Source organism: Marinobacter sp. THAF197a (assembly GCF_009363275.1).
GTDB lineage: Bacteria > Pseudomonadota > Gammaproteobacteria > Pseudomonadales > Oleiphilaceae > Marinobacter.
This window is the reverse complement of record NZ_CP045324.1, coordinates 2,073,888-2,088,455: the sequence shown is the minus strand read 5'-3', so window position 1 is coordinate 2,088,455 and position 14,568 is coordinate 2,073,888. Positions and strand designations below refer to the sequence as shown.

At 57.4% G+C, this 14,568-nt stretch carries 9 protein-coding genes; 4 read left to right on the top strand and 5 right to left on the bottom strand.

What is annotated here, in order from left to right:
* Nucleotides 1–106: 106 nt before the first annotated feature.
* Genes malQ through glgC form a run of 3 tightly spaced genes read right to left on the bottom strand, consistent with a single transcriptional unit; the run spans nt 107 to nt 4,561 of the window.
* Entirely contained in the window at nt 107–1,582 is a 1,476-nt protein-coding gene (gene malQ / locus FIV08_RS09685; protein ID WP_152438161.1) for a 4-alpha-glucanotransferase, read from the bottom strand.
* On the bottom strand, nt 1,579–3,306 hold the full coding sequence (locus FIV08_RS09680; protein WP_152438160.1) for a glycoside hydrolase family 57 protein: 1,728 nt from the start codon (nt 3,304–3,306) through the stop codon (nt 1,579–1,581). The genes malQ and FIV08_RS09680 overlap by 4 nt, the downstream gene beginning before the upstream one ends.
* Nucleotides 3,296–4,561 carry a glucose-1-phosphate adenylyltransferase gene (glgC, locus tag FIV08_RS09675; protein ID WP_152438159.1) on the bottom strand — a complete coding sequence of 422 codons (1,266 nt, stop codon included), beginning with the start codon at nt 4,559–4,561 and terminating at the stop codon, nt 3,296–3,298. Before glgC ends, FIV08_RS09680 begins: the two co-directional genes overlap by 11 nt.
* Nucleotides 4,562–4,764: 203 nt before the next feature.
* Between glgC and glgB the strand changes: the two genes are divergently transcribed.
* From glgB to glgP, 3 genes are read left to right on the top strand one after another with little or no spacing between them, the layout of a single operon-like run.
* On the top strand, nt 4,765–6,654 hold the full coding sequence (glgB, locus tag FIV08_RS09670) for a 1,4-alpha-glucan branching protein GlgB (RefSeq protein WP_152438158.1): 1,890 nt from the start codon (nt 4,765–4,767) through the stop codon (nt 6,652–6,654).
* Nucleotides 6,651–8,117, top strand: coding sequence for a glycogen synthase GlgA (gene glgA, locus FIV08_RS09665; protein ID WP_152438157.1), 1,467 nt, complete (start codon nt 6,651–6,653; stop codon nt 8,115–8,117). Before glgB ends, glgA begins: the two co-directional genes overlap by 4 nt.
* Before the next feature lie 33 nt (nt 8,118–8,150).
* Nucleotides 8,151–10,703, top strand: a complete 2,553-nt coding sequence (glgP, locus tag FIV08_RS09660) for an alpha-glucan family phosphorylase (protein WP_152438156.1) — start codon at nt 8,151–8,153, stop codon at nt 10,701–10,703.
* 1 nt (nt 10,704) lies between these two features.
* Here the strand turns inward: glgP and FIV08_RS09655 are convergent, their stop codons facing one another.
* Nucleotides 10,705–11,910, bottom strand: coding sequence for a 1-acyl-sn-glycerol-3-phosphate acyltransferase (locus tag FIV08_RS09655; protein WP_152438155.1), 1,206 nt, complete (start codon nt 11,908–11,910; stop codon nt 10,705–10,707).
* A gap of 170 nt (nt 11,911–12,080) precedes the next feature.
* Here FIV08_RS09655 and recQ point away from each other — a divergent pair, with 170 nt between their 5' ends.
* Nucleotides 12,081–13,952 (top strand): DNA helicase RecQ, encoded by a 1,872-nt coding sequence (gene recQ / locus FIV08_RS09650; RefSeq protein WP_152438154.1) that lies wholly within the window; start codon nt 12,081–12,083, stop codon nt 13,950–13,952.
* Here the strand turns inward: recQ and FIV08_RS09645 are convergent.
* A complete protein-coding gene (locus FIV08_RS09645; protein WP_072677296.1) occupies nt 13,943–14,497 on the bottom strand; it encodes a PaaI family thioesterase in 555 nt (184 codons plus the stop codon). The two genes, recQ and FIV08_RS09645, sit on opposite strands and share 10 nt — an antisense overlap.
* Nucleotides 14,498–14,568 lie beyond the last annotated feature (71 nt).

The following is a 14,568-nucleotide window of genomic DNA, read 5'->3' as shown; positions in this document are numbered from 1 at the left end:
TACTCAACGTAAAATACCCTTCGATAAACACACCCGCTGCTTGCATTTAAAACTGGTCAAGGTTTAACCATCTTGATGCTGATCAATTAATGACCAATCGTCAGTTTTAACGTCCGTAGATGTTGACCATAGACCGCAGGGAATCAGACCGCGCCAGCGATTGATAGTTCTCTGGCAACTGCCAGATCCAGTTATTGGAAGTTGTGCCAGGTGTGTTGAAGCGGGCACTGGAGTCCAGACCGAGAAGATCCTGCATGGGAATCATCACAAGCCCTGAGACAGACCCCAGCGCCGCCTGGATAATCTGCCTTGGAACGTTGTCGTCGGTGAGCCGAAGGTACTGATTTACGTGATCCCGGGTACGTTCATCCAGGCTCTGGTACCAGCCCAGGGTGGTGTCATTGTCGTGAGTACCGGTGTACACCAGGTCATGCTCTTTATGGTTATGAAGTAAATGAGGGTTGCTTGCGCTACCGTCAAAACCAAACTGCATGACCGTCATGCCGGGCAAGTTGAACCGCTGCCGAAGTGCCTCGACATCGGCCCCTATGATGCCAAGGTTTTCTGCAACCAGCGGCAGTTCCGGGAGTTGCTCAAAACACGCTGACAGGAAGGCATCGGCCGGGCCCGCCACCCAGTGTCCGTTCACCGGGCGGGCATCTGCCGCAGGAATTTCCCAGAATGCCTGCAGGCCCCGGAAATGATCAATCCTGAGCAGGTCGAACTTCTCCTGCTGGCTGGCCAGCCGATCTATCCACCATCGATAACCATCACCGGCCATGGCTTGCCAGTCATAAAGTGGATTACCCCAGTGCTGACCATCGGGAGAAAAGTAGTCCGGGGGCACGCCAGCAACGACCAGGGGCTGGCCCTGAGCATCCAGCTTGAACATGTCAGGGTGGGCCCAGACATCAGCGCTGTCATGGGCGACAAAAATGGGGATATCTCCGAACAACAGCACCCCCCGTTCCCGGGCGTAGCGGCGCATTGCCTGCCATTGCAAGTGACCAATAAACTGTTCAAAACAGACCTGTTCGATGGCGTTACAGTGCCGGGCTCTGAACTCCTCAAGGGCCCATGGTTCCCTACGCCGCAGCGGCATTGGCCACTCGTGCCAGGGAATCCCGCCATGGGCATCCCGGATGGCGATGAACAGAGCAAAGTCATCCAGCCATGCTTTGTGGTCAGACAGGAACTGTCGCCAAGTGTCCTGGTTGGCGGTTACGGACGTTGGGCCGGTGGCCGCTAGAAAACGCCCGGCTGCGATTTCAAGGGCGCGGGCCCTGGCCTCGCGCGCAAGCTCATCGGTACTGAGCAAATCCAGATAAACAAGCTCCGACAGGTCGATAAACTCAGGGTTGCCGGCGTGGGCGGATAACGACTGATAAGGGGATAAATCGGAATGGGTAGGGCCTGTTGGCAGGGTTTGCCAAACCGTTATGCCTGCGTCTGCCAAGTAGTCAATAAAGCTCCGGGCCTGTTGCCCAAGCTTGCCGTCATTTCCTGGCAAGGCAGTCGGGTGTAGCAACACACCTGCACGACGACGGGAAAATACCGGTGCCGGTGTCAGTGCTCCAGTCATTCCAGCCCCCCGGCCTCATGCCCCGGGCGCATGGCGCCGCCCCGCGCAGGCTCGCCCCCACCCTGGCTGATTGGCTGGAACAGGCGGGCAGGCGCCGGGTAGCCAATGTTGTCGTAGAGGTTGGCCAAATGCCGGCGATAAAGATGCTCGAAATCCCGAACCACCGGAGCCGGGTTGTAGTCACCAAACCACCAGAACCAATCCGACCCCTCACAAAGGCCAAGCTGGTAGCTGGCCTTTTCTTTCTGTTCGGCCGTCAGGCTGCCATTGTCCATAACACGGTCATAGTGTTGTTTGGCCTCGCAAAGGAGGTCCCAAGCTCGGTTTTTGTCCGGGTCACCAATCCAGGTTGAGAAAGTACCGTAAATCCAGCTCCCGGCCACAAGGTGCGGCAATTTCACGGGGTCGCACACCGGCTCGTTCAGCAGGTTCCGGTAGGTAGTCAGCCGCAGGGTCTTATGGTTTTTCAGTACCCGATATAGCTCATCCAGAAAGTAGTAGCCGTTCTCCGGGTAGTACTCCCAGGCGTTCTCACCGTCAAGAACCACAGAAATAACCGGACACTCCCCTGCCTTGCTGTGACTGGCAATATTCTCCATGTGGTGGACCAGGTCGCCAACGGCATCTTCCGCATGCCAATCCGCGTAATTGAATCCGATCAGATCCGACAAACCGTCATCGCGGAAAAACACGGTTACCGGTTGTTCCCCGAACAGGAAAGGACGGTGAATAGGAGGCTCCTTGTTCAGCGCCCCCTGTTCTTTAGCCAGGCGAAAGCTGTTGTGACCAACGGAATCTCCACTCGCGGTCCATTGAAACCCGTGTTCACTCAGCAATGCCAGGGTATTCTGGCTTAGGCCACCTTCAGACGCCCAGCAGCCTGCGGCCGGCTCACCAAAGAACCGCTGAAATACCTGCTGCCCCATACGAATGTGCCAGTCTGCCCGGTCCTTGCCGCCGGGATAGGTCGAATGCTCGGGCATACGGATATCCGGCATGGCCTCCCTGGCGGAACCGAAGTCCAGTAACAGCGGTACGATAGGGTGAGCCCAGGGACTCATGGCTAACTCGGCCTGGCCAGTTTGCGAAAGGTGGCGGTACCTGGGGCCAAGGCCAGCCATCAGCTCTTCGATGACGTCTAGTAACGCTCTCCGGTCTTCCATGGTGAACTGATGGCATTTCTCCTGCAGGGTCTGGATCACCGGGTGAGTACGACGCACGGTTTCTCCCATCCACCCAAGGTGGTACCAAACCAGCAGGTCCACCAGTAATTGTGGTGAGATGTAACGCTGGATATCCGGGCGGGTGCGATAGAAGCGGGCCAGTTCCGACAGCCGTTTATAGGGCGCAAACCTCTTGATGATCCGGTTTTCGTTTGCTCTCAGGCATTTTTCCATCAGCTCAAGAAAGCCAGGAGAGCCTGGCTCGGGCAAGGAGTCAGCCACCAGTGCTGCCAACACCGGATCGCTCACTGCCGTACCACTGTGTCGCCAGCGCTCAATTTGAACCAGATATTCTTCTATCTGTTCCAGCAGAACCGGGGCAAAATTCACCACGGCCCTGGCCTCTGGATGAGCCTCCAGGTGCGCTGCCATATCGACATAATCCTTGATGCAATGCAGATAGACCCAGGGGAACAGAAATTCGCCCGTGTGCTGGTCCTGATACACGGGCTGGTGCATATGCCAGCAAAAGACAACGGGTGTGCGATGGTCAGAGTCCATGGGGGTAATCCTGCCCGAGCATCTCGGGTGTGATCAGAACAACGCCTTTGGGCGAAACATGGAAACGGTTTTCGTCTGCTTTTTTGTCAAACCCAATGCGGGTGCCATCCGGGATTCTGCATCCTCGATCGATGACGGCTTTGCGAATGTGGCAATGGCGGCCGATATCTACATCCGGAAAGATTACCGCGTCCTCAACCGTGGTGAACGAATGCACACGCACCTGTGAAAACAGCAAGGAATGGCGAATTCGGGCCCCGGACACTATGCAGCCTCCGGCCACCATGGAATCAACGGCGGCTCCCCGGCGGTCCTCATCGTCAAATATGAACTTGGCCGGCGGTAGCTGCTCCTGATAGGTCCAGATCGGCCAATGGGCATCGTACAGGTTCAGTTCGGGGCTCACGTCAATCAGTTCAAGGTTCGCTTGCCAGAGTGAATCGATAGTCCCTACGTCACGCCAATAGGCCGGCTTTTTATTGACAGGATCCCGGAACGGAAAGGCACACACATTCAGACGCCGGATGACCGACGGGATGATGTCTTTGCCGAAATCATGTGAAGATTCGTTGTTAAGTTTATGATCTCGAAGCAATTCATCAAAAAGAATCCGGGTACTGAATACGTAGATGCCCATGGACGCGAGGGCTTTATCGGGGTGTCCTGGCATGGCCTTCGGTACCGCGGGTTTTTCCTCAAACTCGGTAATCCGTAGTTCATCATCCACCGACATCACGCCGAAGGCCTTGGCGTCTTCAATCGGCACTTCGATACAGCCAACGGTTATGTCTGCCTCTCTCTCCACGTGGGCCGCCAGCATGGTGCCGTAGTCCATCTTGTAGACATGGTCGCCGGCCAGGATTAGCACGTACTCCGGTTCATGGCTGCGAATGATGTCGAGATTCTGCAATACCGCATCTGCAGTGCCCTCATACCAGGAGGTTTCAATGCGCTGTTGGGCGGGAAGCAATTCCACAAACTCGTCAAGCTCACCACGCATGAAGCCCCAGCCTCTCTGTATATGGCGTATCAGAGAGTGAGACTTGTACTGAGTAATCACTCCGACCTGGGCGATGCCGGAGTTGATGCAATTAGATAAGGGAAAATCAATAATCCTGAACTTTCCCCCGAATGGCACGGCGGGCTTGGCGCGCCACTTGGTGAGATCATGGAGTCGGGAACCGCGCCCCCCGGCAAGAACCAGAGCGAGAGTTTGCCGTGTAAGACGGCTGACGAAGCGCTTCGCAGTATGCATGACACCCTCCCTGAAAACCTCGGTGGTCCTCTTCCCCTTATAGGTAGACGAAGGGGGTTCGACATCAATTTGACACTGGAACTAATATTAGAACACTAGCACGTGATTATGACGTAATATTGTCTTGGATCATTTTTTGTACAGGCACTACGGCGTTCAATGGTCGTCATTACCCTGCCACCCTGATCGGGAATCGAAGGTCTATGGAAAGCCCTGCCCTAAGTGAATTCGATCTCCACCTGTTTTCCGAAGGTCGCCATTGGCACATCTACAACGTCCTGGGCGCCCACCCGGTCACCGTTCGGGGCAAGGAAGGCGTGCGTTTTGCGGTCTGGGCCCCGAATGCTCGCTCAGTCAGTGTGGTTGGTGATTTCAATGGCTGGGACTCCAGCCGCCATGTGATGCAGGCAAACGACGGGTACGGTGTCTGGTCACTGTTTGTACCGGGCATCCGACCGGGCGCGTTGTACAAATTTGCTATTGGAACCCCCCGGGGCGAGGTCATCAAAACCGACCCATATGGCCAGGCATTCGAGCTTCGGCCTGCCAACGCAGCGGTGGTCACGGAGCGTGGCCGCTATCCATGGGGGGACGGTGACTGGCAAGACAAGCGGAGCCGATTCGACTGGCAGCACCGACCAATCTGTATCTACGAAGTGCACCCAGGCTCCTGGCGCCACCATGGTTCAGGCCGCTGGCTGACCTATCGCGAGCTAGCAGAGCAACTTATTCCCTATGTACTGGAGGCCGGTTTCACCCACATAGAGCTGTTGCCGATTACCGAGCACCCGCTGGATGAGTCCTGGGGTTACCAGACCACCGGTTACTATGCACCCACCAGCCGCTACGGGAGCCCGGATGATTTACGTTACCTGGTAGACCAGTGCCACCAGAACAACATTGGCGTAATACTGGACTGGGTGCCGGGGCATTTTCCAGATGACGATTACGCCCTTGCCCACTTTGATGGCACAGCGCTTTACGAGCATGAAGACCCCCGTCGCGGCCGGCACCAGGACTGGGGCACCCTGATCTACAATTATGGCCGCCATGAAGTCCGTAATTTCCTGATTGGGAGTGCGCTGTTCTGGCTTGACGCCTTCCACTTGGACGGTTTGCGGGTGGATGCCGTGGCCTCCATGCTGTACCTGAACTATTCCCGCGAAGAAGGTGAGTGGCTGCCAAATGACTACGGAGGGCATGAGAATCTTGAAGCCATCGAGTTTCTGAAAGATCTCAACCGGGTATGCCAGAGCCGCTTTCCGGGCATCCTGATGATGGCGGAAGAATCCACCTCCTGGCCCCGGGTAACCCGGCCGCCGGAAATTGGCGGGCTGGGTTTCAACCTGAAGTGGAACATGGGCTGGATGCACGACACCCTGCGTTACTTCCAGCAAGATCCGGTGTACCGGCAGTATCACCATGAAAAACTCACGTTCGGCCTTCTTTATGCGTTCTCCGAGAATTTCCTGCTGCCGTTGTCCCATGATGAGGTGGTACACGGTAAGTCCAGCCTGATCCAGAAAATGCCGGGTGATGAATGGCAACAACGGGCCTCATTACGCCTTTTATTCAGTTACATGTACACCTATCCCGGCGCCAAGTTACTGTTTATGGGCGGGGAGTTTGGCCAGCGCCGTGAATGGAGCGAAAAGCGGGAGCTGGACTGGCACCTGCTTGAACACGAAGCGCATCGTGGCATACAAACGCTGGTCAGGGATCTGAACGGTTTGTATCGCCGTGAGCCCGCCCTCCACGGCCGGAACTTCACCGGTGCGGGGTTTGAGTGGATTGATTGCCACGACTCGCCGCAATCGGTGATCAGTTATGTGCGCAAAGGTGGGCAGCAGCAGGAAGTTCTTGTTGTTATCGTCAACTTTACGCCCATCCCGCGCCAACATTATCGAATCGGGGTGCCCGTTGGCGGGGCCTGGCGGGAAATCTTCAATTCCGACTCCACTTATTATGGCGGCAGTAACCTTGGCAACCCTCTCCCATTAATCGCCGATGACCAGCCGTGGATGGCACGTCCGTCCTCGCTGGAGGTAACCCTGCCTCCCCTGGCGCTGATCATTCTGAGGGCAGCACGATGACCCGCATCCTGTTTGCCACAAGCGAGGTCTACCCGCTAGTGAAAACCGGAGGCCTGGCGGATGTTTCCGCAAGTCTGCCCGAGGCCTTGTGCAAGCTTGGTTATGATTGCCAGATACTGTTACCCGGTTATCCCGCTGCCCTGGAAGCCGCCCGAGGGGCAGGTTCGCGCCGCAAAACCCGTTTCCGTTATGGCCAGTATGACGTTGCCTTGTGGCAGACACGTTTACCCGGAACGGCCGTCAGTCTCTGGCTGGTGGACTGCCCGGCGCTGTTTGATCGCCCCGGCGACAGCCCCTACCAGAACGATGATGGTGAAGACTGGTGGGATAATGCTCACCGTTTTCATCTTTTCGGCCGAATCGGTGCCATGATGGCACTGGGGCAGCTTGGGTTGTCCTGGCAACCCGACATTGTGCATTGCAACGATTGGCAGGCAGGGCTGATACCGGTGTTCCTGGAGAACGCCCAACACCCGCCCAAGAGCGTGTTTACCATTCATAACCTGGCGTATCAGGGGCTTTTCAGCCACGAAACCTTTCGGGCCCTGAGCCTGCCGGACTTTCTCTGGCGCATGGAACTGCTTGAATTCCACGGCCAGCTATCCTTTATCAAAGGCGGCCTGGTGTTCAGTGACGCCATCACCACGGTCAGCCCCGGCTACGCCGAGGAAATCCAGACACCTTGGTTTGGCTACGGACTGGATGGCCTGCTGCGCCATCGTTCCCGCCACCTGCACGGCATTCTCAATGGCATTGACACCCGCGCCTGGGACCCGGAACAGGACCGATGGTTAGACTTTCATTACGGCCCCGGCCACCTGAAAAACAAGGAACAGTGCAAGGCGCGCTTGGCACAGGAGCTCAAGCTTGAGGCCAGTGGAGCTCCCCTGTTGGGTTTCGTGGGTCGCCTGGTGGAACAAAAAGGCCTCGACTGGCTGTTGGCCGTCACGGTGCCCCTGCTGGAGCGCGGCTGCCAGTTTGCCATCCTGGGGTCGGGCCAAAGCCACTACCAGGTGCGGCTGCAGGAACTGGCACGGGCATGGCCCGGGCAGCTGTCATTGACCCTGGGCTACAACGAGGGCCTGGCCCACCGCATTACCGCCGGCGCGGACCTGTTCCTCATGCCATCACGCTTCGAGCCCTGTGGGCTGAACCAGATGTATAGCCTACGCTACGGCACCGTGCCGGTTGTCCACGGTGTAGGTGGCCTGAACGACACCGTGTTTGACCCCTCGGAGGTCACAGCTGACCAGGCCAATGGCTTTGTGTTCCGGGAACCCACACCCGATGCACTATTCCGGGCGGTCGAGCGCGCCCTGCAGGCCCTTGACACCAGAAAGACATGGCGGCGACTGCAGGAAAACGGAATGAATGTAGATTACTCCTGGAAGCAGCGAGCCAGGGATTACGCAACGCTTTATCAGAACCTGTTGACCGGCAATGGCCGGATACACGATGACTGAGACAGTGCCAGTGGCCGCAAGGAGGTCATGATCATGCACAAGGCAACGGAGTTCCGGCTGGAAGCCCGCCCCCATATTCCGGAGGCTATTGAAGGGCTTGAGGTTCTGGCTAACGATTTGTTCTATAGCTGGGATCATGGGGTACGAAGCCTCTTCGCCCGCATCGATCTTCGATTGTGGCAAAAGGTTGAGCACAACCCGAAACTGTTCCTGCGCCGGGTTTCCCAGACCCGGCTGAATGAGGCATCAGAAGATCGCGCCTTCATGGCGGAATACCGCCGGGTACTGTCCAGTTACGATGCCTACCTTGAATCCGAGCCCGGGGCCGGTGTTCTGGAGGCACTCGACCCAAAGACTAGCCTGGTGGCCTACTTTTGTGCAGAGTTTGGCTTCCATGAAAGCTTTCCCATCTATTCCGGCGGCCTTGGCGTTCTGGCCGGCGATCACTGCAAGGCCGCCAGCGATCTGGGCCTGCCGTTCGTGGCCGTTGGGCTGCTGTATCAGCAGGGCTATTTCATCCAGACCATTGACGCCCTGGGTCAACAAATCGCGCGCTATCAGAGCCATTCCAGTGATGAATTGCCCATTACTCCGGTGGAACGAGACGGAAAACAGCTGACGGTGTCCGTGCCCTTCCCTGGCCGCGATGTCTACGCCAAAGTCTGGATGGCACGGGTCGGGCATATTCGCCTGTACCTGCTGGATTCCAACACGCCGGAAAACAACGCAGACGACCAGGCGCTGACACTGCAGCTTTACGGTGGCGACTTCAGCACACGCGTAAGTCAGGAGATGCTGCTCGGGATCGGTGGCGTGCGGGTGCTATCTGAACTCGGGATCAAGCCGACAACCTGGCACATCAACGAAGGCCACGCCGCGTTCCAGATTCTTGAACGGTGCCGCATGGCCATGGCGGAAGGTCTGCCATTCAGTGCGGCGTTGGAAGCCGTTGCAGGTTCAACCCTGTTCACCACCCACACACCCGTACCGGCTGGCCACGACATTTTCCCGCGGGATCTGGTCGCCCATCATCTTGGGGCCTATGTAGAGGATTCAGGGCTGGACTTTGCCGAAGTGTTTGCGCTGGGCTCAAAAAATGGCGACGACAGCTTCAACATGACCAGTCTGGGGTTGCGTGGCTCCCGCTTTCACAACGGTGTCAGCCGAATTCACGGTGGGGTGGCTTCGCACATGGAGGGAGATATCTGGCCCCAGGTGCCAGCCAGGGACAACCCGATCCAGTACATCACCAATGGCGTGCATGTACCAACCTTCCTGGCACCGGAGTGGGCGAGTCTGTTCGACATGCACGCCCCAACCTGGAAGAGCGAATTGCTGAACCCGGACTTCTGGCACTTCATCGATAATATTCCGGACTATCACTACTGGAGCGTTCACAAGGCGCTTAAACAACAGATGGCCGAATACACCGTGCGCCGGCTCAAGCGCCAGCACAAACGAAACGGCACCGGGCATTCGGTAACCGAGCGCATGGCCCGGCAGCTGGCCTCGCCTGAAAAAGACGCCCTGGTTATCGGCTTTGCCAGGCGCTTCGCCACCTACAAACGGGCCACCCTGATCTTCTCCGACCTGGCCAGGCTGGAACGACTGCTGACCAATCCAGATCACCCCGTGGTGCTGGTGTTCGCGGGCAAGGCCCATCCCCAGGACCAACCCGGCCAGCAACTGATCAAGGTCATCCATGGATTATCCATGCAGCCCTCCCTGATGGGCCACATCATCCTGCTCGAAAACTATGACCAAGCCATGGCCCGACGACTGCTCAGCGGCGTGGATGTATGGTTGAACACGCCCGAGTACCCGAAAGAGGCCAGCGGTACGTCCGGAGAAAAAGCCGCGCTTAATGGTGCCCTCAACCTCAGTGTTCTGGACGGCTGGTGGGGAGAGGGTTATGACAAAACCAACGGCTGGGCGATTACCCCAAGGGATACCGGGCTGGACCCGGAGTTTCGCAATCGGGAAGAAGCCAGGGACCTGCTCGATCTGCTGGAACAGGACATCATCCCGCTCTACTACAACCGTGCGTCACAGGGCTACTCCAAGGGTTGGGTAACCCGCTCAAAAGCCTCCATGAAGACCATCACGCCGAGATTCAACGCCCAGCGCATGGTGATGGACTACGTTCGCAACTATTACCAACCCGCCACGGCGCAAGGTAAACGCCTGACTGCCGATGGCTTTAACCTGGCCACCGAGCTGGCAGAGTGGAAAGCTCGAGTCAGGGCCGCCTGGGATGGTGTTTCGATTCACGTTCGGGGTTGCGTGGACGACCAGTGTGCCTGGGATGAATCCGTGGAACTGAGCATTGGCGTTAGCCTGAATGGCCTGGCTCCCAGCGATGTTCGGGTTGAATGTCTGGTGACGCCGGAATGTGCGGGTACTCACGCACAACCCGGGCCAGATCGGTTTTTGCTGGAACCGGATGGCGAAAAAGATGGGCAGACCTTGTTCAAAACCCAGGTGCAACCGCCCTATCCTGGGCTGCAGACCCTTCGAGTGCGAATGTACCCATACCATGACGCACTCACCCATCCACTGGAGATGGGCGCCATGCTCTGGGCCTGACTTACTCCGCTGGCGAAAGCACAGCCTCGCCGATGTCGTTTGCGGCGAGGGCGTTCACCACCGGGTTGGCGTACATATCCAGCAGATACGGGCGAATGGCCGCATCGCAGGCCTCCAGCCGCCGCTCCATTTCTGCCTTGGCGGCTTCCAGGTCTGCCGGTGACCAGGTTTCCGCTGTCACAACACTTTCGCTCACACTGCCCGGTGTCTCGTGGGCTTCCGGGTGAACACCCCGCATCTGGTAGGCCACCAGGTTAGACGCATGCAGGTGATAATTGGCATGCATTTCATGATCGATCCGCGACGCAAGGGCCCTCGGGTTATCCTCCGCATCCGCGATCGGCGCGCCGAAATGCACGTGAACGTGCCCCTTGTACCCGGTCAGGCCTTTCATTATCTGATTTGTATCTTCGCCTTCTGCTTTCTGGTAATTGCCCGTTCTGGCCCTTACCTCCAGTTCCCGGGCTTTGTCCGCATCGCAGGGGTCGTATTCATAGGCGATAGAAACCGGCACGATGTGCAGCCGGTTCATGGCTTCGTCAAACTCCAGCCCGGATTTCTTTCGGCTCATGTAGAACATCTTGATGATGGCCGGGTCTGTCACATCGATGCCGTCTTTGGCGCGGCCTTCGCGCTGGGCAATCCAGATGCTGTGGTTGGTATCAATGCTGTGATTGATGAAGCCGGAGAGGGTCAGGTAGGCATCCCGCATTTCCCGGGGGCTGGTCATGTTGCGGCGCACCACGAAACTCTTGTTCAGCCGCATCATCTCCGCGAATACCCGGTTTGCCAGCAGGTTGTCCCCGATGGCAATACGGGTGGTGTGAAAGCCGTTCTGGAACAGCAGATAGTTCACCACCATCGGGTCAAACACAATATCCCGATGGTTGGAGATAAACAGGTGCGCAGAGTTCTTGCTCAGATTTTCCAGGCCGCTATGAGTCACCCTGGACGTGGTACTTTCAACCAGGTCGCCAACGTAGCCGGACAAGCCGGCCTGCAAGTCATCCACCCGATGATAGTGGCCGAAATTCCGAACCAGCCAGCGCTTCACAAACATTCTCAGCAGGGCCGGCGCCCACTTGGCCGCAACCGGTGATTTGAACCGGCCAACCATGTCCAGGAAATCCGGGTCGTTAACCAGGCGTTGAATCGCGGGGGCGGTTTCTTCATCCGAATAAGGTCGGATCGCGTCAAATTCCTGCATGCATGCCCTGTTGTTTTTCGAAATGGTTAATCACAGTCTCTGAAGGGGCGCTATTGTATCCTTTCTCTTGTCGCTTTGCCTCCATCCCAAAAGGTGTATTGACCACTCCAGCGGCAGTATCTGGTATCATTTCGCCCCGAACTTCACCCGCCCAAAGGCTGACAACCACCATGTATCCGGACCAGGACTTCGAGCAACTGACCCGCGAACCGCCTTCCTCCGCTAACCGCAGCCCGGAGCAGGTACTGCATGAGGTTTTTGGGTATGAGAGTTTCCGTCTACTACAGGGAGAGATTGTTCAGGAAGTTGTAAATGGTGGCGATGCCCTGGTTCTGATGCCCACCGGCGGTGGTAAATCGCTCTGTTACCAGGTGCCCGCGCTGGTCCGCCCCGGCACGGCCATTGTTATTTCGCCTCTGATCGCGCTGATGCAGGATCAGGTGGCTGCGTTGCGGGAACTCGGTGTGAGAGCGGCATTCCTCAACTCCACCATGGATTATGAGCAGGCCCGTGCCACCGAATACGCCCTGATGACCGGCGAACTGGACTTGCTTTACTGCGCCCCGGAACGGCTGATACAGCCTCGCACCATAGAGCTACTACACAACGCATCGTTATCGCTGTTTGCCATTGACGAAGCCCACTGTGTATCCCAGTGGGGCCATGACTTCCGTTCCGACTACCTTCAGTTAAGCATGCTCGCCCGTGAGTTCCCGGGTATCCCGCGGATAGCCCTGACGGCAACGGCGGATGAGCGAACCCGCAAAGAGATTGCCGAGCGCCTGTCCCTGACCAACGCCCGGCACTTTGTCAGCGGCTTTGATCGCCCGAATATCCAGTATCGGATCACGCCAAAAACAAACGCAAACAAGCAGTTGTTGGATTTTATTAAAGCGGAACATGAAGGTGATTGCGGGATTGTCTATTGCCTGTCTCGCAACAAAGTAGACGCCACCGCCAGGATGCTGGCGGACAAAGGCTACACCGCCCTGCCTTACCATGCGGGGCTGGATGCCACAGCCCGGGCCCGCCATCAGGAACGGTTCCTGCGCGAAGACGGCGTTATCATTGTGGCGACCATTGCCTTTGGTATGGGCATTGATAAACCAGACGTTCGGTTTGTCGCCCACCTGGATTTACCCAAAAGCCTGGAGGCCTATTATCAGGAAACCGGCCGGGCTGGCCGGGACGGCAAGCCGTCCACCGCCTGGATGGTTTACGGCCTGCAGGATGTCATTAAGTTGAGGCAGATGCTTGAAGCGTCGCAGGGCAACGACCAGTTTAAACGGGTGGAACGCCAGAAGCTCGATGCCATGCTTGGCCTCTGCGAAGTCACCCGCTGCCGCCGCCAGGTACTGTTGCGTTATTTTGGTGATGAACTGGAGCAGCCCTGTGGTAATTGCGATACCTGCCTCACGCCCCCTGAAACCTGGGATGGCACCGTGGCCGTGCAAAAGGCGCTGTCCTGTGTGTATCGCACCGGGCAGCGTTTTGGCGTTAACTACCTGATTGACGTGCTGCGTGGCTCCGAGAACGAACGCATTCTTCAATCTGGCCACCAGGCCATCTCCACTTACGGTATTGGTACCGAACTCTCGGCTAACGAATGGAAATCGGTATTCCGCCAGCTGGTTGCCAACGGTTACCTGCGGGCAGATCCGGAGGGTTATGGCGCCTTACAGCTCACGGAGCAGTGTCGCCCGCTGCTGAAGGGTGAACAGGCTATCGAGTTACGCAAAGACCCGGTGGCCAAAAAATCCGCATCGTCCAGATCGGCCGGCAAACGCTTGGGCCCGGCACTACGGGAGCAGATTACCGACCAGGCCGGTTGGGATGCGTTACGGGCCTGCCGGAAGGAACTGGCAGATAAACAGGGTGTGCCGCCTTACGTGATTTTCCACGACACAACCCTGTTCGATATGCTGGAACGCCGCCCGGAAACCCTGGAGCAACTGGCAGAGGTCAGCGGCGTAGGGGCCGCCAAGCTGGAGAAATATGGCGAGATCTTCCTGCAAACCCTACGGGAAATTGCTCAGTCCTGAGGCTTGAACCCCTTCTTGCGCACCCGGTAATGGGCCAGCGAGGTGGCCACGTGGTTACCCTCTTTGTCTTTCAGCTTGCCTTCCAGGGTGAACTTTGCCCGGCCGGTGGCATCGGCGTCCGCCAGAATGGCGGCAACCGCTTCCGGCGCCAGTGAAAACTCGACCGTAACATCCGAATTGGCCGGCTGCAGAAACTCCAGGGTCATTTCCTTGAGAATAGGCGTGTAGGCGGGCCCCAGGTCAAACAGCGACAGCACACCACCCGGAATCTCCGCCACCAGGAAATAGGCACCGGCGTACAGGCTGCCAAAATGGTTCTTGTTGCCCTTGAGCTTTATTTTCGCCCGAACATAACCGGGGCGCATCTCTTCGACACTGAAGCCGTTTCGCGGGGCAAAGGGAATGGCGAGTCCAATCAGGCGGTTAACGGTGGCGTAGCTACCGGTTTTCTTTAGCCATTCAACAGGCTGCAGAAGCGTGGCTTTCGGGTCGCTCGCGGTTACCCACTGGCCAGCGGTGCCGATAAGTGTATCAATGAGTGCCATATTCGGGGCTCCAGAGAATGGGTTTTCGGGATCATTGCAGCCGAACGCGCGTGCTTCAAGAATCTTTTACA

What these genes read in the sequence shown, in the direction of transcription:
- FIV08_RS09655 (WP_152438155.1), bottom strand. Translation starts at nt 11,910, where the DNA reads ATGCAGGAATTTGACGCGATCCGACCTTATTCGGATGAAGAAACCGCC.
- glgB (WP_152438158.1), top strand. Translation starts at nt 4,765, where the DNA reads ATGGAAAGCCCTGCCCTAAGTGAATTCGATCTCCACCTGTTTTCCGAA.
- glgA (WP_152438157.1), top strand. Translation starts at nt 6,651, where the DNA reads ATGACCCGCATCCTGTTTGCCACAAGCGAGGTCTACCCGCTAGTGAAA.
- recQ (WP_152438154.1), top strand. Translation starts at nt 12,081, where the DNA reads ATGTATCCGGACCAGGACTTCGAGCAACTGACCCGCGAACCGCCTTCC.
- glgC (WP_152438159.1), bottom strand. Translation starts at nt 4,561, where the DNA reads ATGCATACTGCGAAGCGCTTCGTCAGCCGTCTTACACGGCAAACTCTC.
- glgP (WP_152438156.1), top strand. Translation starts at nt 8,151, where the DNA reads ATGCACAAGGCAACGGAGTTCCGGCTGGAAGCCCGCCCCCATATTCCG.
- malQ (WP_152438161.1), bottom strand. Translation starts at nt 1,582, where the DNA reads ATGACTGGAGCACTGACACCGGCACCGGTATTTTCCCGTCGTCGTGCA.
- FIV08_RS09680 (WP_152438160.1), bottom strand. Translation starts at nt 3,306, where the DNA reads ATGGACTCTGACCATCGCACACCCGTTGTCTTTTGCTGGCATATGCAC.
- FIV08_RS09645 (WP_072677296.1), bottom strand. Translation starts at nt 14,497, where the DNA reads ATGGCACTCATTGATACACTTATCGGCACCGCTGGCCAGTGGGTAACC.